General features: G+C 37.5%; 27 protein-coding genes, 1 pseudogene and 2 riboswitches. Of the genes and pseudogenes, 17 read left to right on the forward strand and 11 right to left on the reverse strand.

What is annotated here, in order from left to right; translation table 11 throughout:
* Positions 1–88 precede the first annotated feature (88 nt).
* The 3 genes from BV906_RS04455 to BV906_RS04470 form a co-directional block, all read right to left on the reverse strand.
* On the reverse strand, positions 89–616 hold the full coding sequence (locus tag BV906_RS04455) for a hypothetical protein (protein WP_140321958.1): 528 nt from the start codon (positions 614–616) through the stop codon (positions 89–91).
* Positions 617–1,601: 985 nt separating this feature from the next.
* Complete coding sequence (locus tag BV906_RS04465) at positions 1,602–2,033, reverse strand: M67 family metallopeptidase (protein WP_087972256.1); 432 nt, start codon at positions 2,031–2,033, stop codon at positions 1,602–1,604.
* Between the two features lies 1 nt (position 2,034).
* Positions 2,035–3,171 (reverse strand): hypothetical protein, encoded by a 1,137-nt coding sequence (locus BV906_RS04470; protein ID WP_087972257.1) that lies wholly within the window; start codon positions 3,169–3,171, stop codon positions 2,035–2,037.
* A gap of 306 nt (positions 3,172–3,477) precedes the next feature.
* On the opposite strand from BV906_RS04470, the gene BV906_RS04475 reads away from it, so the two are divergent.
* From BV906_RS04475 to BV906_RS04530, 12 genes are all read left to right on the forward strand, one after another.
* Positions 3,478–4,113: a BMQ_0737 family morphogenetic spore coat protein gene (locus tag BV906_RS04475; RefSeq protein ID WP_087972258.1), complete on the forward strand. Its 636-nt coding sequence runs from the start codon at positions 3,478–3,480 to the stop codon at positions 4,111–4,113.
* A gap of 367 nt (positions 4,114–4,480) precedes the next feature.
* Positions 4,481–5,131, forward strand: a complete 651-nt coding sequence (locus BV906_RS04480) for a BMQ_0737 family morphogenetic spore coat protein (RefSeq protein WP_087972259.1) — start codon at positions 4,481–4,483, stop codon at positions 5,129–5,131.
* 74 nt (positions 5,132–5,205) lie between these two features.
* Positions 5,206–5,775 (forward strand): hypothetical protein, encoded by a 570-nt coding sequence (locus BV906_RS04485; RefSeq protein ID WP_087972260.1) that lies wholly within the window; start codon positions 5,206–5,208, stop codon positions 5,773–5,775.
* On the forward strand, positions 5,768–6,091 hold the full coding sequence (locus BV906_RS04490; protein ID WP_087972261.1) for a hypothetical protein: 324 nt from the start codon (positions 5,768–5,770) through the stop codon (positions 6,089–6,091). The genes BV906_RS04485 and BV906_RS04490 overlap by 8 nt, the downstream gene beginning before the upstream one ends.
* 881 nt (positions 6,092–6,972) lie before the next feature.
* Positions 6,973–7,758, forward strand: a complete 786-nt coding sequence (locus tag BV906_RS04495) for a BC_2427 family protein (RefSeq protein ID WP_087972262.1) — start codon at positions 6,973–6,975, stop codon at positions 7,756–7,758.
* A gap of 172 nt (positions 7,759–7,930) precedes the next feature.
* A complete protein-coding gene (locus BV906_RS04500; protein WP_087972782.1) occupies positions 7,931–8,713 on the forward strand; it encodes a CsxC family protein in 783 nt (260 codons plus the stop codon).
* Between the two features lie 360 nt (positions 8,714–9,073).
* Positions 9,074–9,176: riboswitch (TPP riboswitch) on the forward strand.
* Between the two features lie 87 nt (positions 9,177–9,263).
* Positions 9,264–10,058, forward strand: coding sequence for a hydroxyethylthiazole kinase (thiM, locus tag BV906_RS04505; RefSeq protein ID WP_087972263.1), 795 nt, complete (start codon positions 9,264–9,266; stop codon positions 10,056–10,058).
* A 40-nt stretch (positions 10,059–10,098) separates the two neighbouring features.
* The gene (locus tag BV906_RS04510; RefSeq protein WP_087972264.1) at positions 10,099–10,458 is read left to right on the forward strand and encodes a Lin0512 family protein; all 360 of its coding nucleotides are present in this window, start codon (positions 10,099–10,101) and stop codon (positions 10,456–10,458) included.
* 81 nt (positions 10,459–10,539) lie between these two features.
* A complete protein-coding gene (gene tenA / locus BV906_RS04515; RefSeq protein WP_087972265.1) occupies positions 10,540–11,223 on the forward strand; it encodes a thiaminase II in 684 nt (227 codons plus the stop codon).
* A gap of 220 nt (positions 11,224–11,443) precedes the next feature.
* A complete protein-coding gene (locus BV906_RS04520) occupies positions 11,444–12,391 on the forward strand; it encodes an ATP-dependent 6-phosphofructokinase (protein WP_087972266.1) in 948 nt (315 codons plus the stop codon).
* A gap of 424 nt (positions 12,392–12,815) precedes the next feature.
* A complete protein-coding gene (locus BV906_RS04525; RefSeq protein WP_087972267.1) occupies positions 12,816–13,154 on the forward strand; it encodes a DMT family transporter in 339 nt (112 codons plus the stop codon).
* Between the two features lie 2 nt (positions 13,155–13,156).
* Positions 13,157–13,471: a DMT family transporter gene (locus tag BV906_RS04530; RefSeq protein ID WP_087972268.1), complete on the forward strand. Its 315-nt coding sequence runs from the start codon at positions 13,157–13,159 to the stop codon at positions 13,469–13,471.
* A 68-nt stretch (positions 13,472–13,539) separates the two neighbouring features.
* Here BV906_RS04530 and BV906_RS04535 read toward each other — a convergent pair whose 3' ends face one another.
* The 3 genes from BV906_RS04535 to BV906_RS20220 form a co-directional block, all read right to left on the reverse strand.
* A complete protein-coding gene (locus BV906_RS04535) occupies positions 13,540–14,478 on the reverse strand; it encodes a DMT family transporter (protein WP_245843889.1) in 939 nt (312 codons plus the stop codon).
* A 284-nt stretch (positions 14,479–14,762) separates the two neighbouring features.
* Positions 14,763–15,317, reverse strand: a complete 555-nt coding sequence (locus tag BV906_RS04540; RefSeq protein ID WP_087972269.1) for a uridine kinase family protein — start codon at positions 15,315–15,317, stop codon at positions 14,763–14,765.
* 105 nt (positions 15,318–15,422) lie between these two features.
* Positions 15,423–15,662, reverse strand: coding sequence for a TetR-like C-terminal domain-containing protein (locus tag BV906_RS20220; RefSeq protein ID WP_245843891.1), 240 nt, complete (start codon positions 15,660–15,662; stop codon positions 15,423–15,425).
* On the opposite strand from BV906_RS20220, the pseudogene BV906_RS04545 reads away from it, so the two are divergent.
* The 3 genes and pseudogenes from BV906_RS04545 to BV906_RS04555 all read left to right on the forward strand — a co-directional run.
* Positions 15,629–15,778: pseudogene (locus BV906_RS04545) on the forward strand (SDR family oxidoreductase); the annotation flags it as partial. The gene BV906_RS20220 and the pseudogene BV906_RS04545 sit on opposite strands and share 34 nt — an antisense overlap.
* Positions 15,779–15,889: 111 nt before the next feature.
* A complete protein-coding gene (locus BV906_RS04550; RefSeq protein WP_087972270.1) occupies positions 15,890–16,039 on the forward strand; it encodes an SDR family oxidoreductase in 150 nt (49 codons plus the stop codon).
* 24 nt (positions 16,040–16,063) lie between these two features.
* Entirely contained in the window at positions 16,064–16,834 is a 771-nt protein-coding gene (locus BV906_RS04555; RefSeq protein WP_087972271.1) for an SDR family NAD(P)-dependent oxidoreductase, read from the forward strand.
* Positions 16,835–16,897: 63 nt separating this feature from the next.
* Here BV906_RS04555 and bioB read toward each other — a convergent pair whose 3' ends face one another.
* Together bioB and BV906_RS04565 are read right to left on the reverse strand one after the other, a co-directional pair.
* Positions 16,898–17,893: a biotin synthase BioB gene (gene bioB, locus BV906_RS04560; RefSeq protein ID WP_087972784.1), complete on the reverse strand. Its 996-nt coding sequence runs from the start codon at positions 17,891–17,893 to the stop codon at positions 16,898–16,900.
* 169 nt (positions 17,894–18,062) lie between these two features.
* Positions 18,063–18,590 carry a biotin transporter BioY gene (locus tag BV906_RS04565; protein ID WP_245843981.1) on the reverse strand — a complete coding sequence of 176 codons (528 nt, stop codon included), beginning with the start codon at positions 18,588–18,590 and terminating at the stop codon, positions 18,063–18,065.
* Between the two features lie 391 nt (positions 18,591–18,981).
* Between BV906_RS04565 and BV906_RS04570 the strand changes: the two genes are divergently transcribed.
* Positions 18,982–19,203 carry a hypothetical protein gene (locus BV906_RS04570; RefSeq protein ID WP_087972272.1) on the forward strand — a complete coding sequence of 74 codons (222 nt, stop codon included), beginning with the start codon at positions 18,982–18,984 and terminating at the stop codon, positions 19,201–19,203.
* A 165-nt stretch (positions 19,204–19,368) separates the two neighbouring features.
* Here the strand turns inward: BV906_RS04570 and BV906_RS04575 are convergent, their stop codons facing one another.
* The 3 genes from BV906_RS04575 to BV906_RS04585 form a co-directional block, all read right to left on the reverse strand.
* Entirely contained in the window at positions 19,369–20,208 is an 840-nt protein-coding gene (locus BV906_RS04575) for a MetQ/NlpA family ABC transporter substrate-binding protein (RefSeq protein ID WP_087972273.1), read from the reverse strand.
* Positions 20,209–20,273: 65 nt separating this feature from the next.
* The gene (locus tag BV906_RS04580; RefSeq protein WP_087972274.1) at positions 20,274–20,945 is read right to left on the reverse strand and encodes a methionine ABC transporter permease; all 672 of its coding nucleotides are present in this window, start codon (positions 20,943–20,945) and stop codon (positions 20,274–20,276) included.
* Entirely contained in the window at positions 20,935–21,948 is a 1,014-nt protein-coding gene (locus BV906_RS04585) for a methionine ABC transporter ATP-binding protein (RefSeq protein WP_087972275.1), read from the reverse strand. The genes BV906_RS04580 and BV906_RS04585 overlap by 11 nt, the downstream gene beginning before the upstream one ends.
* Positions 21,949–22,079: 131 nt before the next feature.
* A riboswitch (SAM riboswitch) is annotated at positions 22,080–22,184 on the reverse strand.
* A gap of 233 nt (positions 22,185–22,417) precedes the next feature.
* Between BV906_RS04585 and BV906_RS04590 the strand changes: the two genes are divergently transcribed.
* Positions 22,418–25,462: an efflux RND transporter permease subunit gene (locus BV906_RS04590; RefSeq protein WP_342744344.1), complete on the forward strand. Its 3,045-nt coding sequence runs from the start codon at positions 22,418–22,420 to the stop codon at positions 25,460–25,462.
* Positions 25,463–25,484 lie beyond the last annotated feature (22 nt).

The following is a 25,484-nucleotide window of genomic DNA, read 5'->3' on the forward strand; positions in this document are numbered from 1 at the left end:
AAATGTTGCTACATCTCTTGACAAGAGTTGTTACTTGATTATAGTCTAGTGACTTTAAACTCCATTCACTGGTGGAACTGTTTGTTCATTAAACCGATGGAAATCCAGGTGTTGTTGGAGCTGGTAGAACGAATGATGGAGGAGTTGTTTGTGCATCACAACGATTAGGGTTTGCATCACATAAGTTCCCATGCTCGTCTTGAATAAGTTGTCTAGTAACAGTAATGTTAGTACGTAAGATAATCTTGACTAAAATACCTTCAACAAGTGCTAAACCTCCAACATCAACCACAGGCACCCCTGGTTGAGTAAATATTCCTTCTACTTCAAGCGGAGTTTCAAATAACATATCCTCAGGGCAAGCTCCTGGACAGTCTGTATGCTCTTGAAACGGTAGGCTCGTAGTAATGGTAACAGGGAGATCTACACCTAGAATTGTTACTGTAATAGTTGCAGGAATTAGACCGATATTAACTACTTTGTCTCTTATAACTCTGGCGTTTTGAGTAATTGCACCTAGATTCGGAACTACATTTATAGAAACAATATCGTCAACATCTAGTAACCCTGGAAATAATCCTAGTGGAAGTGTTGTTTCTGCAACCTTTTGTACCATCTTTGAACATACTACTGAATTAACTAAAGTACAATCGCTGTTCAATTTTACGGGTTTACGCACCGCGTGGTCCTTAAAATTACAATTGCAAACTGAGTCATGCTTACCACAAGAGTGACATGAATCTTTCTTATGATCATTCTTATGCTTATTAGGTTTCACTTTAATAGGTGAACTCATTCTTTTGTTGTTTCCAGAACAGCCATATCCATATCCTGACATGTAATCACAATCCTTTTCGTAGTTTTTTTGAAAATAAATTTACTTTCAAGATAGCTTATTACCAAAATTAGTAATTGACTGTACAAGAGACCATTTATGCGGGTTTTTCTATGTATTTAGGCTCTTTAAAGTACTTACTTGATGATGTGAAAAATATAAGAAGGCCTCTTTAGAGTAAAACTTACACTCTAAGAAGGCCTTTTTTGAATCAGTAATGTAGCATTATTATTACATCATATCAACCGACCGTAAACGAACATCTCCACCCTAAACTCCCAGCATGTTTAACGCTGCTTTAACCGGTGTTGATTTAGAGGGAATAGCCCAATATCTTCGACCCTCATCCTATCCAATGATGTACGAATGGTCTTTGCTTTCCCTACTCTCATTTAAAAGACAATAAAATTTGAGAAGATACTTTATTACAAATTGCATCTGGTTTTTAACAACCTCCATCCTATTTGAAGTACATTTTTTTATGTCACTGAAAAAAGTCCCATCATTACAATCAATTCAAATCATATGAAAACCGCGCTATTATCCTATTCGGAGGAGATAACTAAGGTCTTCAGTATGCTTTCATGCAACAACCACCACCGGATCTTTTTACCGGTCTCCTTTTAATGGATGATGAATCAATTACTATTGGTTTATCAGGATTTTTTAAATATTTATGGTTGTGGTTACTTACTTTTGTTTTCACTTTTATTGTTTTCAAAACTTTCAACTCCTTATTCGGTATGGTACATTATAGTTTTATTTTCTAAAAAGGACCGGGCTCTGCGGGCTGTTCTACAAAAAAGGAGCACGACTCATAAACAGATTCTTGTATGTGATACCATTTGGTTATCGGTGGCCTTGTTTTATAGGAAATAATCACCATGAACACATGATCATCAGGGTGATTGGTAATATCATAATTAGAAGGAACAGGTGCTGTAGTAGGGTGGGAATGATAAACAGCAAGTACCTGTTCATTTAGTTGTTTTATTTTCTGAACGGTTTCCTCGACAATCTTCTTTCTTACAAAAAAACGTCTGTCAGATTTCCATTCGTTCTCTAATTGCCAAATGGACTGTACATTGTGATTAATTCCTGATAATAAACCACATGCCTCATAGGGCAAACAAGACCTACCATGTTCCACCATTTTATCGTGTATTGTTTGAGGTATCGTTATTTCCCCGCGACCCATGCTAATCTTTCTTTTGAAAGATCGAAAAGAAGGATCCAGTTTCTTTTTTCGGACTAGGTTGTTTTTGCTCTTGACTACTTTTTTCCTCAACAATATTTTGCTTATCAGCAGCTGGTATTTCTTTTTCAGTAACTTGTATTTCTTTTTCTATTGTTTCGATTGGTGTGTCCCGTGTGAAATCTTTTGGGGCTAAAAAGTTGGCTTCTTGTTTGTTAGGCAGCTCTATGTTGGGTTCGGAATGTTTTTCTATAATTGTCTCCTTTACTGGATTTTCCTCTACATTTTTTTTCATGGAGGATTCTTCATGTAGGGGTGGAGTATTATTATTGACAGTTATGGAAGGGCTTTTATCAATATTGCTTTCAGCCTTTTTTTCTTCCTGTTTATTTTTTGTTGCTTTTGGACGAATAATTATATTCTTATTTAATTCCAGATAATGTGGGAAAGCATTTCGTTCCATATTCATGACTGCTGCAGAATCTTGAACGTGATTAGAAGCGTTTGTAGGGTGAATTGTTTGGCTGCTTGGTAGTGGATGTCTGAAATTTTGACGAGTTGTCATATTTTTTTTTTTGCTCGATGCTTCCTCTATATAACTAGGAGATCGAAGCATGTTTTGTAATTGTCTATATTCGGATTTCTTTGGAGCTGGTGGTTCTTTGGCTGGTTCAGGAGTTGGAACATCTGATTCTATATATTCTTTTAATTGTAAAATTTCCTCTTTTAGTCTTTCGATTTTAATTTTAGTTTCTATTAAGTGATCATCCTGTTTGTTCATCACTTGATTCATTTTTTCGAGCAGCTCCGTAAAACGTATCTGTTCCATTCTATCCATCATCCAATTCATATCTTGTTTCAATTGACTTACTGATTCACTAACCGTATTCATACGAGTGGAAAGGAATTGTTTCTCCAATTCATACTCTGTTACTCTTCGTTGATGGTTTTCTTCCATAATCTTCATTTCCCCTTTAAGTTTAGAATATTTTAATTGTAAATCATTAAAATCACTTTTCGTCTTAAGGTAGCCATTCACCCCATCCTGTGATTTTACTGTTTCTAACGTATATTTGTAGATATCAAGCTCCCGTTGCAGTTTCTCGACGTCATCAGAGTTATAAAGTTTATATCGTTGCATCCCCATTCACCCTTTTACAGCACATTAATATACTATTGATGTAACACCAATACGTGACAAATGTGCAGATTTTAAACGCTAAAAGCAGATGAACTTCTATTGTTCTAATTGTATGCAGCTTTTACTCTCTTTAAGCTAAAAGAAAGTCATGTTTGATGTTCCAATTGCACGAAGGTACCGTTGTATTTATGATATTCGCCCAACGTAGTGAATATCATGGGAATTCCGCTAATTCATTACACGGACTGGTACATCTGTTCATAAGCTACAATGAAACTAAAATCTTATTCGGAGGTGTTTGCAATCATGCAAGCAGAAAATTTAACCGGGGGTCAAGAACTCCTATGTATTAACACAAAAAAAGTATATGACTGGGTCATCAATGATGCAACATTTGATATTACGATTGCCTCTGCAGAAAATCCTGAAGGGGTATCATGTGATGATATCGAGTCGTTATCTTGTGAGGTGGTTCCAGATTTAGAAAATGGTATCGTAGAGTTGGGAAGGGAAGATCGGGAATTTATGATTGACGATGAGACCATAACCCTTCAATTAGTAACACTACGTAAAAATTTCGCAGTTAACCTTTTTGCAACACTTGATAACGGAACCACTGTGCCAATTTCTGACAATCCTTTTGAGTTCAGTCGTTGCGAGCAAGTCGTTTTATGTGCTCCGGAAGATACTGATATTGATGTCACTTATACAGATGTCGATTGTTTTGTTTGTGACTTTATATGTGATGGTGATCTATCTGATATCCAAATTACTGTACGTTTATGTCAAAGCATCCAGTCCACGTTTGAAGTAACGCTTGAAATCGTTGCTGATTTCTGTCAACCAAGAGAGGAATTACCACTTGGACCTTGCCCAGCACCAACGATTCCACCACAATGCCCAGTAGTTTTCCCAAATAGCCTCGGTAATGGTGGCGAATAAATTATCAGCATCGTATAAAAGAGATACTTCTATCGGGTTGTCGAGCTAACCACGACAGCCCTATTTTTTTTATGCCGGGCATGTTCATCATGGGGTTAATGATTAACAATTGTTAAAGGAGCAAGTGGTATTCCTGCTATATATATATTATTTATTCACCCTGTTAGGAACGGCTTTTGCACACCAAAGTGAGTTATAAAATGTTGAGATTATGGGGGACTTTCAAGTTTTTCGCTATTTTTATATATTCCTTACATACCTTCTGTGAAAATATAATTTGAAAAGTAAACTAATTGATTATGCGCATTTGGTTATTATCTCATAGTCTATAAATGAGTATAATAATCTTATTTGGGGTGTTTAAATTATGCAAACTGGAAATTTGCCCGGGGGTCAGGAACTCCTATGTATCAATACAGAGAAGGTATATGATTGGGTTATTAACGATGCAACATTTGATTTAACTTTGAATGGCTTAGAATTACCAGATAATCCTGCTACTGGTGACCCATTAGATTGTGACGATATCGATATTGATACCGTTACATGTACGGTTGAACCGATTGCGTCTACTATTTTGGATCGGGTAGACCGAGATTTCGTTATTGATGACAGTCAGGTGACACTACAACTAGTGAATATCCGCAAAACATTTGAAGTAACCATTTTTGTAGACTTGGTAGGAGGGGGAACAGTAGAAGTCGCTACTAGAGAATTCACGCGTTGTGAGCAAGTGATTCTTTGTGCTCCAGAAGGTACAGATGTAAATGTAACTTTCACAGAAGTTGATTGCTTTGTATGTACAGCTGCTTGTGATTCGACAACAACTCCAGGTGAACTTGATGTTTCCGTTAATGTACGTCTATGTCAAAGCATACAATCTGTTTTTGATGTAACGCTTGAGGTTATAGCTGATTTCTGTCAACCAAGGGATGTACTTCAAATCCCACCATGCCCTGTGCCAACGATACCACCGCAGTGCCCAGTAGTTTTTCCCAGCAACCGTGATAACTGTTAAGAATCCAGCATAAGTATGAAAGAGAGGAAATACTATGCTCCTCTCTTTATTTTTCTTTGGGGGTGAACGATATAATGAAAAGAACGGATGAAATAAGGGGGAAAATTGCTAAGTGGCAGGAAATGAACACCTCTTATCTGAAAGAAATAAAAACATTAGTATCGGAAACAAAAGCAGCAAAGGATTTTCAAGTCATTAGTTACTTTACATATTCCTTTAACATTTCTCATGAACAAGGACAAGAAAACTTTATTCTTGGTACGTATCATATTAAGAACTTGGGAGGAAGCCCACTTTCGAACCCATACATTTGTATAAAGCTATCTGAAGATTCACCGTTTGACTTTTCCGGAAAATACTTAAATAAGGACTCCAAGCAAAAAATGAGACTGCCAAATGTATGGGAGCGAATCAATGATTCTCAAGATAAACAGGAATTTTGGTTAAGGCAGGATAAAATAAATAAACTGGAACCGAACGAAACATTAACATTTTCAAACTTCCAAGTGAAATGGATTCCGGAATCATCTTATACGGGCAGTATTATGGGGTTTACCTATGGGGATGAGATAAAGGAAGGAATTAGCTCCCTCAACCAGATTAATGTCGGTGGTTCCATAGGAAAGGGGAATGAAAATGAGTAATCATCAACTCAATCAAAAGCAAAAGGATCTATTCAAACAGTTAATTCGTGATCAGCTTAATGTTAATATTGATGAATTAAAGAATAAAGATCAGCCAAAAGAAGATAATAGTTTCGTTTATTTAGAAAATGAAACACTCCAAACGATTATTACGAATATGCTTGCGAATTTAAATATGCATTATTCTCCTGATAATAATAATGACGGGGTTGAACCACCCGATCTTGAAGACATTTCAAGCTACCTTGACACGTTGATTGAGGATAATAAGATGGCATTTGAAGAGGTTATCGCTATTTTAAAGGAAAAAGACTAGGCACGGGAATTTTAAATTACGGTTGCGCTGGATCTGTTTTGAAAATGTAAAAAATAAAGTATAATGAGCAATTGTATGAGAATACTCTTTTGGCAAAATGTCTTTTCAATTGAAAGGGCATTTTTTATTAGCGTTTGACATAACTGTCTAATCAATTTTATCAATTGGTCATATAGTAAAGCAATAACCCCTTTAATTGAAAGGGGGATAAGTAATATAATTTCTTCTACTATAAAAAATTAGTAGCACAAAACCATGGCCTTAGTTTTGTGCTACTAATGCTTCTGGCACCGGATCTGTCTCCGTTACTGAATCTTCAGGACAGACTCCAGGTCAATCGGTATATTCTTGAAAGTATATTCGGATTGGTACCCTCTGGATAGCAGCTACTATTCTAATTCAATAAATGCAACAATAAATCCTTGTTAAGCAATTATTCCCTTAAGGATTAACATATCTGGGGTTTTTAAACACTTCCAAAAGGTATATTATTGAAACCTGAACGACAAATGCCTACATAAGAACCCTGCTCCAGCTCCGAATGTTCGAAACCAGCCTTAAAGCCCGTTCGTTCGAGTAATTGAAACTATTTTTATTTGAAAAACAGACCACTTATCTCATGATTCAAACTCCCAAGTTATCTGCCCGTTTTCATCCATGGTTCGCATACGTTTGAAAGGTTTCTGTAAAACGATCAGAAACAATAAACATCATCCCATCATCATTTAAATGATTTTTCGCATTATAAAAAACAGCTTGTAAATCTTCCTCACTTGTAACCCAATTTGAATGATGTAAAACTCGGGGAAGCAGGGACAAAAGATGATTAACTGCATAAATAAATATTAAGTAAGCAGTATTGTTCGAGGAGTGAAATTGAAATGAAATTTAATAATAATCATAAGAATGTCAACAAAAACAGTAATTTAATAGGATATAATACATCTATTGGTAACCAAGTTCAACACATTAAAGTTCCATTTTCAACTCATATAAAAATTGATGATTTTCTTCAACAGCCAATTTTCGTTCATACAGCCGAGCGTTCATTCAACTTCAAAGATCAAACTGGTATGAGCCCTGACTTTGAGACATATCAACTTAATACTTCTTCTTATTATCATGAGGAACCATATGGCAGATTGGTTTTCTCTAACGTACATGCAATGATGAATTTAAACAAAGAGTCTTCTAGAGTATCTAAGAAAAATAATGACTTCCAACAAGAAATAATGAAACCTATTAAACAAAACACAAACTCACTAGATGGGCACGACATTTTAAATACATTTCCTATTGCAAAGTTTCTTATTCCAGTAATACTTGGGGAATATGATATTGAAATCGTATTAGAGAAAAATACGCTAATGGATAAAGGGATCATCAAGATTTTGGATGTTTCAACAGAAGTTGTAGTGACAAATTGTAAATTCTTACCCTCCAATTTCATACACTCTTCAGATCATATGAAACAGACAGCTTCAAATGGTATATTATTTGTTGAAGGATTTATTCAAGAATCAATAGAATATCTCCCTGCTATTAATTGGGAAAAGATATCACCACGAGAATGGTTAAAAAAAGTATATTATCGAGTAGACCAAAAAATAATGGTACATTTAAAGATTCAATTGCTGCAATTAATTCAATTTGACCATAGAATCTAAAATAATGAAATTCCAACTTACTAATAAAAATCAGCAATCGACTCCTACTATCAGTCCATTCATAATTTCACTAACTGAATACCTTATTAGTGTAAAGGTAATAGACGACCTTTAACAAAAAGGAGGAAATTTTATTATGAAAGGCTATGGTCACAGTAACTTAAATAAAAAAATGGTAAAGAAAGATTCTAGTCCAAGTAAAGTAAATTGTGAGGTTAAATCGCGTACAGAGGTTCAACTTCCAGATACTCCCGCTACTCCCGTCGTTAATCCAAATCTATCTGATGTGTATATTAAAGTCCCACTAGTTTTAGCAGAGACAACTCTTCAAGTCGTAGTAGAAGCTGACATTCCACTTGATCCGCCAGCATGTGAAATTAAAAGAGTATTAAAAGATGTTTTCTTAACACAGTGTAAACTCGTTCCTGTTGGTCCATTTGAAGAAATAAATGAATCAGGAGGATTCTACACTTCTGAAGGAGCTAAGTTATTCGTAGAAGGATATATTCGTAAAAACATCGAGTACGCACCAAAAGGCTGTAATAGCGCACTACGTACTTTAACAGCGAAGGTTCCGTTTTCTGGTTTTGCAGATTTAACTGGTGATCTTATGAATTTACCGATTTTCGGTTTTGGAGATCAAAGAAGAGGACAATTTATCGATCCTAAACATGGAGAATCTCCTCGTTTGGATAAATACTTCTTCCAAAATAGCGTCATTTACAATGAACAGCCATTCTGTGAACTTCTTAGTGCGGAATTCTTTGAGCTTGACTTTTCTCCGCATTCATTTGACTCGGACAAAAGCAAAGGTTCTAATAACGGCAGCTTTAACAAATTACGTGAAAAAATCGTTACAGATCTTACTTTAAAAGTGTTGCAAGTTCAACAAATTCCACTTAATGTAAATGGTGGTGGAGTTGCTCCATACGACGCACACGAAGACGAATGCTAGTAATTATTTAATTTTTAACTATTTATGAAAACAAGTTGAGCTTATTAATAGCTCAACTTGTTTTATGATTAGAGGGACATAGGTACATCGTCAAGCCATTTTGCTTTACTTTATTTTAGACAATTTTAGGATCGCTAATCAAGTGACCAATATACCCGGGGGAGTGCGGTCTTAGACGAATTAGTGATCGTCAGCTAATTTGTGATACGCGATCAATTTTTGATATCTACATCATCTACATAGAAAGCGACATGTTGTAGCTCGTCATCAAAATAATTTAGCTGTTTCTGTTATTTCTTATTAAACGATTTAACTTTTATAAAATCAGAAAATAATGTATAGTTAAGATAATTGAATAAAACAATCCACTAGGGGTGCCATTCGGCTGAGATAAGATTCTTTTCTTAATCCCTTTGAACCTGAACTGGTTAATACCAGCGTAGGAAAGTGGAGATGGCTGCGTATACATATTTTGAAACCGTATATAAAACCACTCCACTTTGGGGTGGTTTTTTTTATTCTACCAACTTATTAGAGAGGAGATGTCTAGATGAATCTTATAGCAAAAATCAGGGAAGACAAGCCGTTTATTTTTAATATTACAAATGAAGTTGCGAGTAATTTTGCTGCAAATGGACTGATCGCAATCGGTGCTTCCCCTGCGATGTCCCATACGCCAAAAGAAGCGAAAGACTACGGGGAAATTGCTGACGCTGTCGTATTGAACCTCGGAACATTAACGGAGGACCGTGGGGAAGCGATGGTAATAGCTGGAAAGGCAGCAAATGAGAAAGGGGTACCCGTTATTCTTGATCCGATTGCAGTTGGTGGGACAGCGTTTCGGACAGAAATAATTAATGAAATACTTGCAACTGTGAAACTTGCGGTAATTCGTGCTAATGCCGGGGAGATTGCTGTATTGGGAGGTACCATGGATAAAGCAAAGGGTCCCGATTCGGTAATTGAAGAAAACGACCCGAAAATCGCAGCAGCCGTAGCTCGGAAATTTAATGCAGTTGTGATTTCAACCGGGGAAACAGATGTGATTACTGATGGCGTGCGAACTGCTCTATGTAAAAATGGTCATGAAATGCTACAGAATATTACAGCAAGTGGATGTCTGCTCTCGTCATTCATTGGGCCTTTTGTAAGTGTAGGGGATGATGTATTCGAAGCTGGTGTCTATGCAACAGCAAGTTATGGTATTGCAGCGGAATTAGCAATGGAAAAAGCAGTGGGACCCGGAACATTTATCCCTGCATTACTTGATGAACTTTATTTTCTAACGGATGAAAAAGCAGAAAAATATAAACAGACTCAGGAATTGAAAGGAACACGTATTTAAATGGAGTCTTCCTGAAGAGTAATGGAAGGAGGGAAAGAAAATGGAAAATCTTTTATTTATCGAAACAGGAACAGGGGTGGATGTGCACGGACAGGATGTAAATATTGCTTCTGAGCGAGCAGTGATGAATGCAATCCACGTAAATTCCATGCCGGGCATGAGAAAAATTCTGCCGAATGGCGACTTAAATAAAATGAGAGTAAATGTAAAGCTGGGCCTACCGCGGGATTTGGGGAAATTGGATCAGAACAAAATAAAAGAGTTGATCCCTTATGGTACGGTCACGGTCGAAGTGATGGCTGGAGGTATGGCAACGTCGAGCGGAATTTTTCTTGAAGAACAACAGGATAAAAACGATTTGATGTATATCGTTAATGCTGTAGTAGAAGTAGGTTACTAAAATTTACCGAATATTGGATGCTAAAAAAAATATCCATTTCCTAATAACCAGTAGGAAACTAAAATAGAGGAGGAATTTTTCATGCGTTTTACAGAGTCGTTGCGTGAAGCAACAAAGCAAAGTTGGGAGTTAAGTTTGAATCATCCGTTTGTGCAAGGTATTGTAGATGGGGATTTGCCGCTGGATATTTTTAAAAACTACATTATGCAGGATATCTATTATTTGAAACATTACGGTAAAGTGCATGCCTTTGCGGCAGCCCATGCAGATGACTTTCATGTTTCTGCTAAACTTGCTGAGAAAGCTAAAAAGACAGCTGAAGCAGAGCTAACCGTGCACAAAGAGCATGCTAAACTTTTAAAGATTACTGATGAGGAAATGGAAAACTTTAAGCCAGCACCAACTGCCTATGCATATACATCTCATTTATACCGGGCGTCATTATCTGGAAGTTTGGCCCAAATCGTAGCTGCCATGCTGCCATGTTACTGGCTGTATGCAGATATTGGCCTAACATATAAGGATGCAAAACCAAAAGAAAAAATCTATCAAAATTGGCTGAATATGTATGCAAGCAACGGGTTCCAGGAATCGACACAAGAAATGATCGACCTGCTGGATGAATTAGCTGAAAAAGCAAGTGAAGCAGAGAAGGAGAAATTCAAAGAACAATTTATCATTGCCAAAGAATATGAACTCGCGTTCTGGGAAATGTCATATACCTTTGAAACATGGCTATCAAAAAGAGATAAAGTGTCTGTATAAGGCATAGGGAGGAAGCATGGGGACGGTTCTCATGCTTTCTTTTTTTGATGTGGCGGATATTGAGAACCGCCACATGCTTCCATCCATTGCAGATGGATAAAACTTGGTTTAGATGCAATTAATTTTCACTGGAAGAGTGTATAATAAGAGTAATCTTATAAAATGTGGACGTACATATCTAAATGTTGGATAAGTAAAATTTACTCTGAGGTGTTTATTAATGATTAAATTAGGAATTATGACAAGTGGCGGAGATGCGCCTGGAATGAACGCTGCAATTAGTGCAGTTGTAAAAGCAGCGAGTTATCATCACATGGATGTAATGGGAATACAATATGGAATCCAAGGACTGGTAGATGGTAATATCTATCCACTGACTTCTGTTGAATTGGAAAACATTACGCATAAAGGTGGAACAATGCTAAAAACATCAAGCAGTCCAGAATTTATAGATGAGACAGGAGCGATTGCTTCGTTAGGGAAATTTGGGATAAATGTTTTAGTAATTATAGGTGGCAATGAGGCCCTTAAATACGCTGATAAATTACAACAAAAAGGTGTAAAAGTGATTGGAATACCTGCAACAATTGAGAATGATCTAACATTTACAGATTATTCCATTGGCTTTGATACGACTATAAATACGATATTGGATAGTATTGCTAAAATAAAAGATACAAGTCTATCGCATGAAAAAACAACCATTGTGGAAGTGATGGGTAGAGATTGCGGAAGTTTAGCTTTATTTTCAGCTCTAGCGGGTGGAGGAGAAATCATTTCTACACCTGAAAGAAAATTGGATATAAATACGATATGTTCGGAGTTATCTACAAGAATAAACAGTGGAAAAAGAGATAATCTCGTTATTGTAACCGAAAAACTATATGAGATAGGGAAGTTACAAAAAGCCATTGAAGAAAAATTAAATATTAGTGTTAGAGCATCCGTACTAGGTATTTTGCAAAGAGGAGGAAATCCATCTGCTTTTGATAGGATACTCGCAAGCAAAATGGGAATTGCAGCAGTAGAACTATTAAAGGATGGGCAATCAGGCAAGGCCGTTGGAATAAGAGAAAATAAAATAATAGATGTTGAGCTTAATCAAGTAAATACGAACATGAGGGATGAACAAGATAATTACCGTTTAGCGGAAATACTTTCATATTAGGAAGCATGGGGGGCAGTTCCCCTGCTTCCTTTTTTGATGTGGCGGATTTTGAGAACCGTCCCCATGCTTCCACCTGTTTGATTCCTGCTTAGTTTTAGGGTTCATATTCTCAATCTACATTATTCCAGCACATTCACCAGCTCACCAATATTATCAATAGAAACAGCCACTTTATCTCCAGATTTCAGCCAAACTTGCTTATCTTCCGGATTGACGAAGTTCTCCATTTACTTCACAACGAATATCCAGGTTGTTCGGGTCGATATATCATCTGCGGTTACACAATTTTGAAAAAATCAGCAAGGGGAGGCAGGTGGCATCATTACGAGTGTGAAATCACTCCTTATAACGCGGTCTAGACGATATATGCTAGAATAGGAGTGTGTAATTTATAGATATTTTCCATCAAAAGGAGGAATTGCAAGTGGCCTGGCTTTATGTTCTTTTTGCAGCAATTGTCGAAGTGTTCTGGGTCATCGGATTGAAATATTCGGATTCACTAATAGAGTGGATTGGCACAATCTTAGTCATTGTTCTTAGTTTTTATTTTGTAATTAAAGCATGTGAAAAACTGCCACCTGGAACAGTTTATGCTGTTTTTACAGGCTCAGGGGCAGCAGCAATTGTGTTGCTTGACTTCATCCTGTTTAGTGCAGAATTTTCGATGGCGAAGATTTTCTTTATTGGTTTAATAATAGTAGGCGTCATTGGAATCAAAATGACCACACCAAATGAGGAAACGAAAGAACAGGGAGGGGATTAAATATGGCTTGGATTTTCCTTGTTATAGCAAGTCTTGGTGAAATATTCGGAGTCATGTGCATCAATCTTTATCTTCGTAAAAAGTCAATTGGCTGGCTGCTCATGATTATCTTAACGTTTGGTGGCGGATTTGTTTTTCTTTCCCTTGCGATGAGAGAAATTCCGCTTGGTACTGCCTATGCGATTTGGACAGGCCTTGGTGCGGCTGGAGCAGTCTTAATGGGCATCCTACTTTTCAAAGAACCTGCCGGCTGGAAACGAATCCTCTTCTTACTCTGTATCATAGCAGGTGCTGTCGGACTAAAAGTGCTGGAATAAGAAGCATGGGGGACGGTTTTCCTGCTTCCATTTTTGATGTGGCGGATTTTGAGAACTGTCCCATACTTCTATGGGATATACTTGCCCGGCTTCCTTTTTGTTTTCCTTTGTATCAACCATGCTTCCAAACCACCAGAACCGAGTATGACTCCAGATACAATTAGAATCAGTCCTAAAAAATGTACTGGAATAATTGCTTCGCCTAAGAAAATAGCCGCTCCAATTAGTGAGAAGAATGTGTTCAAATTCAGGAAAATAGCTGTTTCTGCTGGTCCGACCCGGCCAATCGCATAATTATAGGCTGTGTGTCCGACACCAGTAGCAATTACCGCTGAAAAAAGAAAAATCGTCCATACAGCGGGAGAGACACCTGCAAGCGAATCCAGTCCACCTGGTTCTTTCCATAAGCTGAAGATAAAAAGAAAGATGGAGCCTATCACCAGCATATAGCCAGTTAACAGCCTAGGATCCATCGTTTCAGCAGCCCGCTTAATTAAAATAAAGCTAAGCGCCTGTGAAATAATGGCGAGTAAAATTTGCACATCTCCTAGATTAATAGAATGCATGCCACCACTTCCGACTAATACGGTTGTACTGACACCTAAAGTTCCAAAAATAAACCCGATGAACTGAATGAATGTCGGTTTCCTTTTCAAAAAAAGCATTGAGAAAATTACCGTCAATAATGGCCCCAGCCCTAAAATCAATCCAGTATTCGTCGCTGTCGTATTGGTAAGTCCCTGTGCTAAAAAGTAATGATGAAATACGACACTTAAAAAAGCACCACCGATAATGTAAATCCACTCTGATCTCTTCGGCAAGCGTACTAAATGCAAGCCCATTAGAATTAGAAACGCAACGACCCCGGCTACGAAAATCCTCAGGGAGGTAATTGTAACGGGCATAAAGTTTTCTACGAGGATTTTTAATGCAGATACATTCATACCCCAAGAGAGCATGATAAGAATAATAATGATATATACATTTCTATTACTAATTGTACTCACCCGCCCTGAATTTTCATAATATAAGTTAGTCTAGCATATATTCGGCAGGGAAGCTTGGGGATAGCTTACGGTGCTTAAAAATTCATTTTAATGAAGCTAATTATATAGGATTTAGGTTGTTAGCTTCTATATTATCAGTAAGTAATACTTTATTAGCAATACCAGTGTAGTATTCCTGTCTCAGGGGAAAGCGGGAAAGAAAAGTGCGATAGAAGGAAAGTGTACCTTCATTATAAGTAAAGGTACATATCCCTTTTCTGGATATGTACCCATATGATAACTAGTTAATTCAATATCCATTTGCAGACAGCATCCAAGGAGGTTTGCGTTGGATTAGAACCGTTAATGATGAAATCTGCATGCCATTTTGTTGGCTCAATAAACTCGTTATGGCGGTGTCTGACTAAATCAAGATACTTCGAAGTAATTTCGTCAAAAGTGAACAAGTCACGATCCCTTTTTAATCTCCTGACCAATCTTTCATCAGATGGACATTCTACAAATAATTTTAAGTTAAGTTTGTCTCTAATCTCATCAAAATGTAACACCATTAAGCCCTCAATTATAATCACATCGAACTTTTTTGAGGATATAAACTGAATGAGGTCAACATTTAATTTGTCAATCTCAACGGAATTTGGATGATCATAATCATCGTATTGCGCTTTATTATATGGGGCATCAACTTTCGGTTTTACTTTCTTAAAATAATCATCCATCTCAATTGTCTTCACATTCAATTGACTTAAAGCTTCAGCTAAATTGCTGCAAAAGGTAGACTTACCACTGCCTGAACCACCAGCTATTCCAATTACAATACATTGTTCATTCGTCTGCATATGAAACACCCTGTCATCTATTATTCATGAACTTTCATTTGGTTAATGCTTTATTCCCCCAAATGCGCCGTTATAAACTAATAGGGTTTATTCAGATGTATGCTTCTAACTATCCCAAATATACCTAAACAAATAAATAGATGTTTTTGATAAATTAACCAATTTTTCGGTGAATTCTGCTTGGCTTTCCTTCAAATCATTATGTATCCAATTCCTGAGGAGTCCACAAAATCCAAAAGCGTATAACGAGTGAAATAATCCATATTGACTGGGATATAAGTCAATGGTTTCGAAATACCAATTATCGCGCAGAAAGCAAGGAAGCTTTAGCACAAGCCACACCATTAAAACGGCTTGGTAAAGCAGAAATGGCTAAGGCTGTATTATTCCTAGCTTCTGATGATTCATCATTCATGAGTGGTAGTAGTTTAACGGTAGATGGTGGGTATACGGCCGGGTAATAAGTAATAAATCTAAGTAGAATATTTAAATACTAGTGTTTCCTGGGGCAATCATCAGGGAACAGTTAAACATAAGCATATTTGTTCTAACAAAAAAGGAGAGTCATCGTTATGTTGTTTGAAAATAAGGTCGTATTAAACCGGTATGCAACTGCCGAGGAAATTGCAGATCTAATGGTATTTCTATCTTCTGACAAGGCATCATTTATTAGTGGATCTTATTACAGAATCGATGGTGGACAAGGAGCTACATCTGTTTAATATAAAAAAATTGGAGGGATTTATATGACATTTCCAGTATTAGAAGGTAAAGTGGCTATTGTAACAGGTTCAGCAATGGGAATGGGACTTGCTACAGCAAAGCTTTTTGCAGATGCAAAGGCTAAGGTAGTAATCGCAGACTTCAACGAAGAAAAAGGAAAAGAAGCCGTTTCTGAAATTGAAGCAAACGGTGGGACTGCCTATTTTGTCAAAGTTGATATATCTAAATCGGATCAAGTACAAGACATGATTGCTAAAACAGTTGAGAAATATGGCCGTCTTGATGTGGCAGTTAATAATGCTGCATTAACACCAGATAATGCCCCTGCAGCTGAGTTTGATGAAGAGTATTGGAATAAGCTAATCTCCATCGATCTTACCGGAACGGCATTATGTATGAAATATGAATTACAGCAAATGATCAAACAAGGAGATGGCGGAAGTATTGTCAATATATCTTCCGTAAGTGGTTTCCGTCCACAGCCAAATAATATTGCCTATGTTGCAGCGAAACATGGGGTAGTTGGAATGACGAAGGTTGCTGCACTAGAGAATGGGGATAAAAATATTCGTGTTAACTCCGTCGCACCAGGTGCGATTGATACTCCTATGTTAAGGGGAGCATTGGAAGAAACTGGGCAAACAGAAGAGGAATTTGCGCCGCAACTTAGTCTTTTAGGACGATTTGGCCAGCCTGAAGAAATTGCTGAAGCAAGTCTATGGTTAGCTTCCGGCCAATCGTCATACATTACAGGAACAGTTATCCACGCTGATGCTGGATATACAAGCCGATAATAGGATGAACACCAATCAATTATAAAGTGGAAGCATGGGAACCGTCCCCATGCTTCCTTTTGATTATACTTGCTCTTCACGTACTTGACTATAATCAATTTCAAATCCGAGGTCTTCAATCATTTTATGATCATCTGTACTATCCTGTCCGGCTGTCGTTAAGTAGTCACCAACAAAGACTGAATTGGCTGGATAAAGTCCCAGTGGCTGCAGACTTCTCAAATTTACTTCCCGCCCGCCCGAAATTCGAATTTCCTTGGTAGGATTGATATAACGAAATAGGGCCAATACTTTCAAGCAATAATTCGGATGCAATTCTTCCGTTCCTTCTAATGGTGTGCCATCAATCGCGTGTAAGAAGTTTACCGGGATAGAGTCGGCATCAAGAATTTTAAGAGTTCTTGCCATATCAATCACATCTTCTTGTGATTCCTTCATACCAACAATCACACCAGAACATGGTGAAATACCTGCTTCTTTTGCCGTATTAACTGTTGCCACACGGTCATCATATGTATGTGAAGTTGTAATATTCGGATGGTGAGCTTTGGATGTATTGATATTATGGTTATAACGATCAACACCAGCATCCTTTAATTGCTCGGCTTGTTCCGGCTTCAAAATTCCCATACAAGCACATACTTTCAAATCATATTTATCCTTAATTTCTTTGACCGCAGAAGCAACTGTATCCACTTCCCGTTTGCTTGGCCCTCTTCCGCTCGCAACAATGCAATATGTTCCTGCATTTAGCCGATCTGCTTGCTCTGCACCACTTAGCAGTGACACTCTATTTACGAATGTGTACTTATCTACAGGTGCGGTTGATATGGAGGATTGAGCACAATATCCGCAGTTTTCCGGACAAAGACCTGATTTCGCATTAATAATCATATTTAATTTCACTTTATTCCCGTAATAATGACGTCTAATGTTATATGATCCCTGAAGTAGCAATAGTAATTCATCATCTGGACAATTTAGAATTGAAAGTGCTTCATCATCACTTATTTCCTCGCCTGCTAACACTCGATCTGCCATACCAAACCAATCATTCATCATATTTTTATTCTCCCTTTTTAAAAAAATATTTGTGAATTTGACCCGAGCAACTGCCTATATTATCCTTTTTCAACCCAATAGATGAACAGAGTGCTCGATCCCAAATTTGTTCGTAAACTTTTTACAACTAATCATCCAACCCATTTTCCAGTAAAGAGTCTCATAATTAAGCAGTTGTCTTATGTTTTACATTTCTCGATTTGTAAACTTTTCCGTGAAGCCGAAATGCCAGTACACCAGCTAAACAAGAGAAGATAATATCTTTTGGAAGTGGAGCAGCCATCCATAACCATGCAATCGCATAACTAAATCCTTCTGGCGCACCAAACCATAGCTGATAAGCAAAGTACATCCAAGTTGTTCCAAAAACATAGTTAATAGTCATTCCTGATAATGCGGCCATAATAAAGTTTGTTTTTGAAGATTTCTTCTCTGCCATTTTTCCTGCAACAAAGGCAACAAGAATATTGGATAAAATAAACCCGAAAGTTGGTGTAATTATGGATGATGGGCCACCTGAGAATTGAGAAAATACCGGGGCTCCGGCTAGTCCAATCAAGGCATACACTGTCATGGAAATGGCTCCTAATCTGCTTCCAAGTAGAAGACCTGATAAAATACTGAAAAATGTAGTTAAGGTAATCGGTACTCCTCCGACAACAATAAAAGCGGTTATATTTGCTCCGATTGCCATTAATGAAGCGAATAATCCCGCCAATGTAATATCTTGCGCCTTTAATTTGATGGTTTTTCCTCCTTTCTGCTGCAAACCAGCTGAAAATTTTACAATTTAATTCATTTATTGTTAAAAATAAGAATATTTCATTTTAAAGTAATTGTCAACCTATTATTTAAATAGCTAACAATGAAAATGAATTTTAATAACACGGTAATCAGTTACTGTATCAGCAGATTGATGGAAGTGTAATCGTTGAAAGTTCTTTTAGTAAAACTTTTTCGTAGTTGTTGTTATCCTAAACGTAATAAATCAAGTGGAACCTAAAATCAAAAATGAAATGGTTAATATATTTTAAAAAACTGCAGAAGATAAACTTGTAATTAATATTACTGAGGAGGGGATTTTGATGACTCAACAACAAATTGATTTAAATCAACTGACACAAGCAAAAGCAAATGTAACATTAACACAGGAATTGTTAACACAAGCAATTGAAAAGTCTACATCGGACCAGGCACTTGCCCAAGCAGCAATTAAACAAGCTTCTTCCGAAATAGCCTCTGCCCAAACAGCGGTTAGCCAAGTTCAAAGTGCAATATTAACACAGCAAGCACAATCCGAATCTTAAGTAGATTTGTAGTTGTTGTTGTCCGAGGAACATCTTTTCTTTCCTCATTTGGTGTCAGATCTTCAACTTTATAAAGCATTAAAAACTTCTAAGAAGATTAATGAATGCAGAAAAAGGGCCAGATTTAATTCTGGCCCTTTTTCATGAATTTCGTAATCTTATCATTTATTCTGTCATCCAAGCAGGTTTACCAAAGCCTTCAAATTCTTCATCGATAACTTGTTCAAATGCATCAGATTCAACTACCTCTAGAATATCTTTTGCTAATTGGCTATCCTCATTTTCAGCAGTTACTGCAACTACATTACGATACGAATCATCCATGTCTTCAAGTGCTATTGCATCCAGTAGATCCATGTCTGCTGCTAATGCAAAGTTACCAGGAACAGTAGAAAGGTCAGCACTTTCCACAGCGCGAGGTAATTGACCTGCTTCGATTGGCTGGAATTCTAAATTCTTTGGATTTTCTACAATGTTTTGCTCAGAAACTTTTAACTCATCAGCATTTTCATCAATGACGATTAGACCTTCATCTTGAAGCGTGTTATATGCGCGCGCACCATTTGTTGGGTCATTTGGAACCGCGATAGTTGCCCCATCTTCAATTTCGTCTATGGAATTGTATACATTCGAATAAATTCCCATTGGTGCAGTTGGTACAGTAGTTAATGCGGTTAAGTCCATTTCATTTTCTACTTCAAAATTTTCCAAGTAAATCGTATGCTGGAATAGGTTAGCATCAATATCCCCTTGATTTAAGGCATTATTTGGCTGGATATAATCACTAAATTCAACAACTTCAACCGTATATCCTTTTTCCTCGAGTCCTGGTATTAAAGCTTTTGTTGTCATATCGCTGTATGGTCCTGGTGTTGCGCCGATTTTAATATCTTTTGTTGCTTCTCCTTCACCATTTGAACTGCTATCTTCATTGTCACTGCCACCACATGCAGCAAGTAACCCAATTACAAGTATTAATACTAGTCCTAATAATGTCTTTTTCATTTTGTCTTTACCCCTTTTTATGTTATTAAAATTAGATTGCCCTTATGGAAAGGACATATCTACTTTTATTTTTTATTAACAACTTTAGCAATTTTATCGCCGGCAAGTTGTATGATTTGAACGAAAATAATTAGAATAATAACGGTTGTAATCATGATGGTGTCATCATAACGGTAGTAACCAAATCGTATTGCTAAGTCGCCAATACCACCACCGCCAAGGGTTCCTGCAACGGCAGATGTCCCAACTAAACTGACAATCGTTATCGTGATTCCAGAGATGATTCCTGCCTTTGCTTCAGGAAGAATAACATCTTTAATGATCATCCATGGTGTTCCACCGGCAGCAATCGCTGCTTCGATGACGCCATAATTAACTTCCCGAAGTGCGGACTCTACCAAGCGGGCAAAGAAGGGAATAGCTGCTACAGATAAGGAAACACTTGCCGCTGTAGGTCCAATCATGGAACCTACGAGAGCGACGGTTAATGGAATTAGGGCCACTAAAAGAATAATAAATGGAATGGAACGTATGAGATTGACAATAAAACCTAAGATTTGATTGGCAACCCGGTTTTCCAGAAATAGGCCTTTATCAGTAATAAAGATTAATATTCCTAATGGGAGTCCAATGATAATTGCAACAACAAGTGCAATGGAAATCATATATAACGTTTCTAAAAAGGCAGAATTGATTTCTGGAATAAATTCGATTAAATGATTAACATCAAATTCCATTGCGAATCACCTCAACTTGAGCAGATTGTTTTTCAATATATTGTAAAGCCTTCTGAATTTCATTTGATTCACCAACTAATTCCATCACAAAGATTCCTAGTGGCAAATCTTGAATATAATCGATGGAACCATGGAGGAAATTTCCTTCTACATTAAATTTCTTTAGCGTACCTGAAATGACCCCTTCACCAGCTACATCGCCTCGGAAAAGTACCTTAACAATCGTGCCTTTTACATGTTTTAAAATTGTCTCCGGGATTTCAAAGGAAACGACACTGGAAATAAACTCTTTCGTCAATTCCTCTTTTGGATTAGAAAATACATCATAGACAGGACCATCTTCAACAACTCTGCCATCCTGCATAATCGCCATCCGATGACAGATGTCTTTGACGACGTCCATTTCATGAGTGATGATTACAATGGTGATGTTCAACTCTCGGTTAATTTTTTTTAATAGGTTTAAAATCGATTTTGTTGTCGTTGGGTCCAGTGCAGAAGTTGCTTCATCACATAACAACACTTTTGGATTATTTGCCAATGCTCTGGCAATTCCAACCCGCTGCTTTTGCCCACCGCTTAGCTGGCCTGGGAAAACATCGCGCTTGTCTGTGAGACCAACCATGTCCAGCAATTCATCAACTCTAACCTTCATTTCCTCTTTTGGTAATTTGGCAGCCTTTAGTGAAAATGCAATATTTTCCGCTACCGTTTTTTGACTGACCAAATTAAAATGTTGAAAGATCATTCCGATTTTAAGCCGTGCAAGCCGCAAATCACTTTTGTTTAATAAGGTAAGATCAGAGCCATCGACTTTTATTTTTCCAATGGTTGGTTTCTCCAGTAAATTGATACAACGGAGAAGGGAGCTTTTTCCAGCACCAGAATATCCGGCAATCCCGTATACTTCTCCCTCATTCACGGTTATAGAGACGTTATCTACGCCTTTTATTTCTCTCTTATTCGTATGATAAACTTTTGTTAAATTACGAATCTCAATCATAAGCTTCCCTCATTTCTAGTTGTAAAGCAGTTGAAGTTTTCAGGAAAAATGCAGCTCTGCTCATATTGCTTCATTGATTTACTGAATTAAAAAATGCCCTCTCATCTGAAAGGGCATTGACATATGTACAACGATTATCTTTCAGAATGAAATATTCTGCAGGATTTAGCACCTTCCCAGGCCATGGGGGTTGCCGGACGTCAAAGGGCCATTCCCTCGGTCACTCTTGATAAAGTTTATTATTCAATTATTAGTTGCACTAATTATATTGCCTAAACACTAGATTGTCAAGGAAGCATGGGGACGGTTCCCTTTCGATATATTTCGCCAAAAGCCGGGGAGTGACAGGCACTGGTAAGACGGCGTTAATTTAAGTTATTGTAAATTATTGCTGTTTTTCAACTATTGCAATTATATTTCGATTATACTATTTAGGGCTTTAAAAATATAGATGAGGGACGGGGAGAACTTGCTGAAGTTTATTGTTAATCGAAAAATTCTAGTTGGTTTGGTGACGGTACTAGTACTAATCTTAGGGGGATATTCATTAACAAAGCTTGATGAAGAGCTTATGCCACCTGTGGAGTTTGATGGAGCATATATTGCTGTGAGCGCTGGGGATATGGCTGCAATTGAAGTAGAAAGAACCATTACTACTCCACTCGAACAAAGTATTCAAGGGATTGATGGTGTGGAAGAAATCTATTCCACCAGCATGATTGGACAAAGCAGTTTGCAAATTACGATTGCAAAAGGGCAAGGTGAAGATGTTTCAAAAGAGATTGAATCAATTGCCAATGCTGTTACTTCTGATGTGTCAGGGGTTACAGAAGTAATAGCAGATCAAATGAGCATGAGCGGAAATTATGAGTTTTTTATGGATGTTTCAAATGGAGATATAGATGTCCTTACAGCATTTGCGCAGGATGTTCTCCAACCTCGTTTGGAGGAGCTCTCTGAAGTAAGAGATGTTTCTCTCATGGGAATACAGGAATATGAAATGAGTATCGAATTGGACCGGGAAAGTCTGCTGGAATTTGGTTTGGATAGTTCACAAGTTATCTCGATTATCCAGGAGACCAATACAGAGGCGACATTAGGGGAAGTACAAGAGGAAGGTGCGCAGCCCTCTATTCGTTGGGAAACCGAATTAACGTCGATTGAAAATGTGGAAAATATTAAAATCCCAACAGAGGCAGGTTTTATTGCATTACATGAAGTTGCAGATATTTCCAAACAGCCATTAGAAAATACTTCTTATGTATGGAAAGATGGGACAAAGGATTTTATCTTTGTTCAGATTGCTCGAAATGCTGCTGTGACACAAATCGATATGGCAGAGGCGATACGTGAAGAAGTTCAGCTGATAAGAGATGAAGGCCTAGTCGAGGATGTTGAATTAAATGAGCTCGTTGCCCAAGCGGACTATGTAAAAGAATCGATTGATGGAATCACAAATAATATCCTTATTGGGGGTATAGTTGCAATTGTTATTTTACTGTTGTTTTTACGTAATGTTCGGGCGACGGTTATTATCGGAATCTCCATTCCAACTTCTATCCTACTAACGTTTATCACGATGTGGATTTTAGATTACAGCTTTAATATGCTTTCACTTATTGCCCTTGGCTTAGGTGTTGGAATGATGGTTGATTCGTCGATTGTTGTACTGGAGTCGATTTACAAGAAAAAAGAACAAGGATTAAAACCGTTGAACGCAGTGCTTGAAGGTACAAAGGAAGTAACTTCAGCAGTTATTGCTTCGATGCTGACTACGATTGTTGTATTTTTGCCAATTGGGTTAATGGGTGGGGATATCGGGCAGTTTATGGTAATCCTATCTGTCGTTGTTGCCATTACGCTCATTAGTTCTGTTATTGTTGCCTTTACCTTAATTCCATCATTATCTGAGAGATTCCTTAAGATTCGTAAAAAGAATATTGGAAAAGAAGGACGAATAGTCAAAGGGTATGGGGATCTCGTATCATGGGTTGTGAAAAAGAAACGAAACAGCTTTGCAATGATTTTTATCTTTTTCCTCATGTTTTCTGGTTCCATGTTTCTTGTTACTAAGATTCCAATGACCATCATGCCGGATATGTTAAATCGGTATGCGGAATTAATGATTGATCTCGAGACAGGTGTATCTGCAGAAGAGAAAGAAGAAGCTGCAATGACAATAAATGAAACATTAGCTGCCATTGATGATGTAGAAACAAGTTATATTATTGATGATGGATCGATGTTCTATACGTTGATTAATATGACCAAGGAGGACGAGATAACAAGAGAACAGAAAGAAGTGAATGAAGAGATTTTAAGTTCCTTGCGAGAGCTGGAAGAAGATCACCCAATAAAAAGTGTGCAGAGTGCCATGTCTGTAAATACAGGGCAGCCTGTTCAACTGCAGATTAAAGGTGAAAATTTTGAAGAAATGCAAGCGATCGTGGATGATTTTTCAAATGAGCTTGAAAGTATGGAGGGGCTTACTGGTATTACTAATTCAATGGAACGGACTTCCATTGAAAAGGTAGTAGAACTAAATGAAGAGGCGATGGAGGATGCTTTGGTTTCAGAAATCCAGATTCGTCAATTTATACAGGAGGCATTTCTTGATATGCCGATTGGTGAAGTTGCAATCAGCGATGCAAGCGTCCCGTTAGTTGTGAAGTGGAATGAAGAATTAGTTAATGAAGATGATTTGCTTGAGTTGGAAATCCTGACGCCTGAAGGGGAAAGGACCCTATCCGATTTTGTGTCATTACAAAATATGGATACACCGAATGAAATCTCTCATATTGATGGGGAGCGATATATAACGGTTTCTGCTGATATTGAAAATACCGATTTGGGGACAGTCAATCGAGAAATTCAAAATCTTATTAATGATTTTGAAATTCCATCTGGGTACACGATTTCTGCTGGAGGGGATCTCGAAACACAGCAAGAACTCCTTTCCGATTTGGTAATGGTTCTCGCCATATCCATCTTCCTCGTTTACCTGGTCATGGCAGTGCAATTTAATCATTTGGCACATCCAATTATTGTTATGTCTGTCATTCCAATGACGATTGTTGGTGTGATTTTAGGTTTATTTATGACGCAACGGGAACTTAGTATGATGTCAGGAATGGGAATCATTATGCTCATTGGTATTGTGCTAAATAATGCAATTCTTTTAATTGACCGGACTAACCAGCTGCGTAAAGAAGGTGCTTCGGTAAATGAAGCGATAAGCAGGGCTGGTAAGGACCGGATCCGACCAATATTTATGACGACATTTACGACAGTTGGCGGCATGTTACCACTTGCACTTGCCACAGGTACTACGGGTAATTATCAGGCACCGATGGCAACTGCGATTATATCTGGATTATTGTTTGCAACCATGATCACACTCGTCTTAATTCCTGCAGTCTACCGAATGTTTCATGCAATAGGAATTGGATTTGGCGGCTTATTGAAGAAAAAGCAAAAAGCAACGAAGAAGGATCTAAAAGAACAAGCAGGATAATGTCAGTCAAGGAAGCATGGGG

Source organism: Oceanobacillus rekensis, from assembly GCF_002153375.1.
In the GTDB taxonomy this organism is placed as follows: domain Bacteria; phylum Bacillota; class Bacilli; order Bacillales; family Amphibacillaceae; genus Oceanobacillus; species Oceanobacillus rekensis.

What these genes read in the sequence shown, in the direction of transcription:
- BV906_RS04455 (WP_140321958.1), bottom strand. Translation starts at nt 616, where the DNA reads ATGGTACAAAAGGTTGCAGAAACAACACTTCCACTAGGATTATTTCCA.
- BV906_RS04465 (WP_087972256.1), bottom strand. Translation starts at nt 2,033, where the DNA reads ATGGGTCGCGGGGAAATAACGATACCTCAAACAATACACGATAAAATG.
- BV906_RS04470 (WP_087972257.1), bottom strand. Translation starts at nt 3,171, where the DNA reads ATGCAACGATATAAACTTTATAACTCTGATGACGTCGAGAAACTGCAA.
- BV906_RS04475 (WP_087972258.1), top strand. Translation starts at nt 3,478, where the DNA reads ATGCAAGCAGAAAATTTAACCGGGGGTCAAGAACTCCTATGTATTAAC.
- BV906_RS04480 (WP_087972259.1), top strand. Translation starts at nt 4,481, where the DNA reads ATGCAAACTGGAAATTTGCCCGGGGGTCAGGAACTCCTATGTATCAAT.
- BV906_RS04485 (WP_087972260.1), top strand. Translation starts at nt 5,206, where the DNA reads ATGAAAAGAACGGATGAAATAAGGGGGAAAATTGCTAAGTGGCAGGAA.
- BV906_RS04490 (WP_087972261.1), top strand. Translation starts at nt 5,768, where the DNA reads ATGAGTAATCATCAACTCAATCAAAAGCAAAAGGATCTATTCAAACAG.
- BV906_RS04495 (WP_087972262.1), top strand. Translation starts at nt 6,973, where the DNA reads ATGAAATTTAATAATAATCATAAGAATGTCAACAAAAACAGTAATTTA.
- BV906_RS04500 (WP_087972782.1), top strand. Translation starts at nt 7,931, where the DNA reads ATGGTAAAGAAAGATTCTAGTCCAAGTAAAGTAAATTGTGAGGTTAAA.
- thiM (WP_087972263.1), top strand. Translation starts at nt 9,264, where the DNA reads ATGAATCTTATAGCAAAAATCAGGGAAGACAAGCCGTTTATTTTTAAT.
- BV906_RS04510 (WP_087972264.1), top strand. Translation starts at nt 10,099, where the DNA reads ATGGAAAATCTTTTATTTATCGAAACAGGAACAGGGGTGGATGTGCAC.
- tenA (WP_087972265.1), top strand. Translation starts at nt 10,540, where the DNA reads ATGCGTTTTACAGAGTCGTTGCGTGAAGCAACAAAGCAAAGTTGGGAG.
- BV906_RS04520 (WP_087972266.1), top strand. Translation starts at nt 11,444, where the DNA reads ATGATTAAATTAGGAATTATGACAAGTGGCGGAGATGCGCCTGGAATG.
- BV906_RS04530 (WP_087972268.1), top strand. Translation starts at nt 13,157, where the DNA reads ATGGCTTGGATTTTCCTTGTTATAGCAAGTCTTGGTGAAATATTCGGA.
- BV906_RS04540 (WP_087972269.1), bottom strand. Translation starts at nt 15,317, where the DNA reads ATGCAGACGAATGAACAATGTATTGTAATTGGAATAGCTGGTGGTTCA.
- BV906_RS20220 (WP_245843891.1), bottom strand. Translation starts at nt 15,662, where the DNA reads ATGGTGTGGCTTGTGCTAAAGCTTCCTTGCTTTCTGCGCGATAATTGG.
- BV906_RS04550 (WP_087972270.1), top strand. Translation starts at nt 15,890, where the DNA reads ATGTTGTTTGAAAATAAGGTCGTATTAAACCGGTATGCAACTGCCGAG.
- BV906_RS04555 (WP_087972271.1), top strand. Translation starts at nt 16,064, where the DNA reads ATGACATTTCCAGTATTAGAAGGTAAAGTGGCTATTGTAACAGGTTCA.
- bioB (WP_087972784.1), bottom strand. Translation starts at nt 17,893, where the DNA reads ATGAATGATTGGTTTGGTATGGCAGATCGAGTGTTAGCAGGCGAGGAA.
- BV906_RS04565 (WP_245843981.1), bottom strand. Translation starts at nt 18,590, where the DNA reads ATGGCAATCGGAGCAAATATAACCGCTTTTATTGTTGTCGGAGGAGTA.
- BV906_RS04570 (WP_087972272.1), top strand. Translation starts at nt 18,982, where the DNA reads ATGACTCAACAACAAATTGATTTAAATCAACTGACACAAGCAAAAGCA.
- BV906_RS04575 (WP_087972273.1), bottom strand. Translation starts at nt 20,208, where the DNA reads ATGAAAAAGACATTATTAGGACTAGTATTAATACTTGTAATTGGGTTA.
- BV906_RS04580 (WP_087972274.1), bottom strand. Translation starts at nt 20,945, where the DNA reads ATGGAATTTGATGTTAATCATTTAATCGAATTTATTCCAGAAATCAAT.
- BV906_RS04585 (WP_087972275.1), bottom strand. Translation starts at nt 21,948, where the DNA reads ATGATTGAGATTCGTAATTTAACAAAAGTTTATCATACGAATAAGAGA.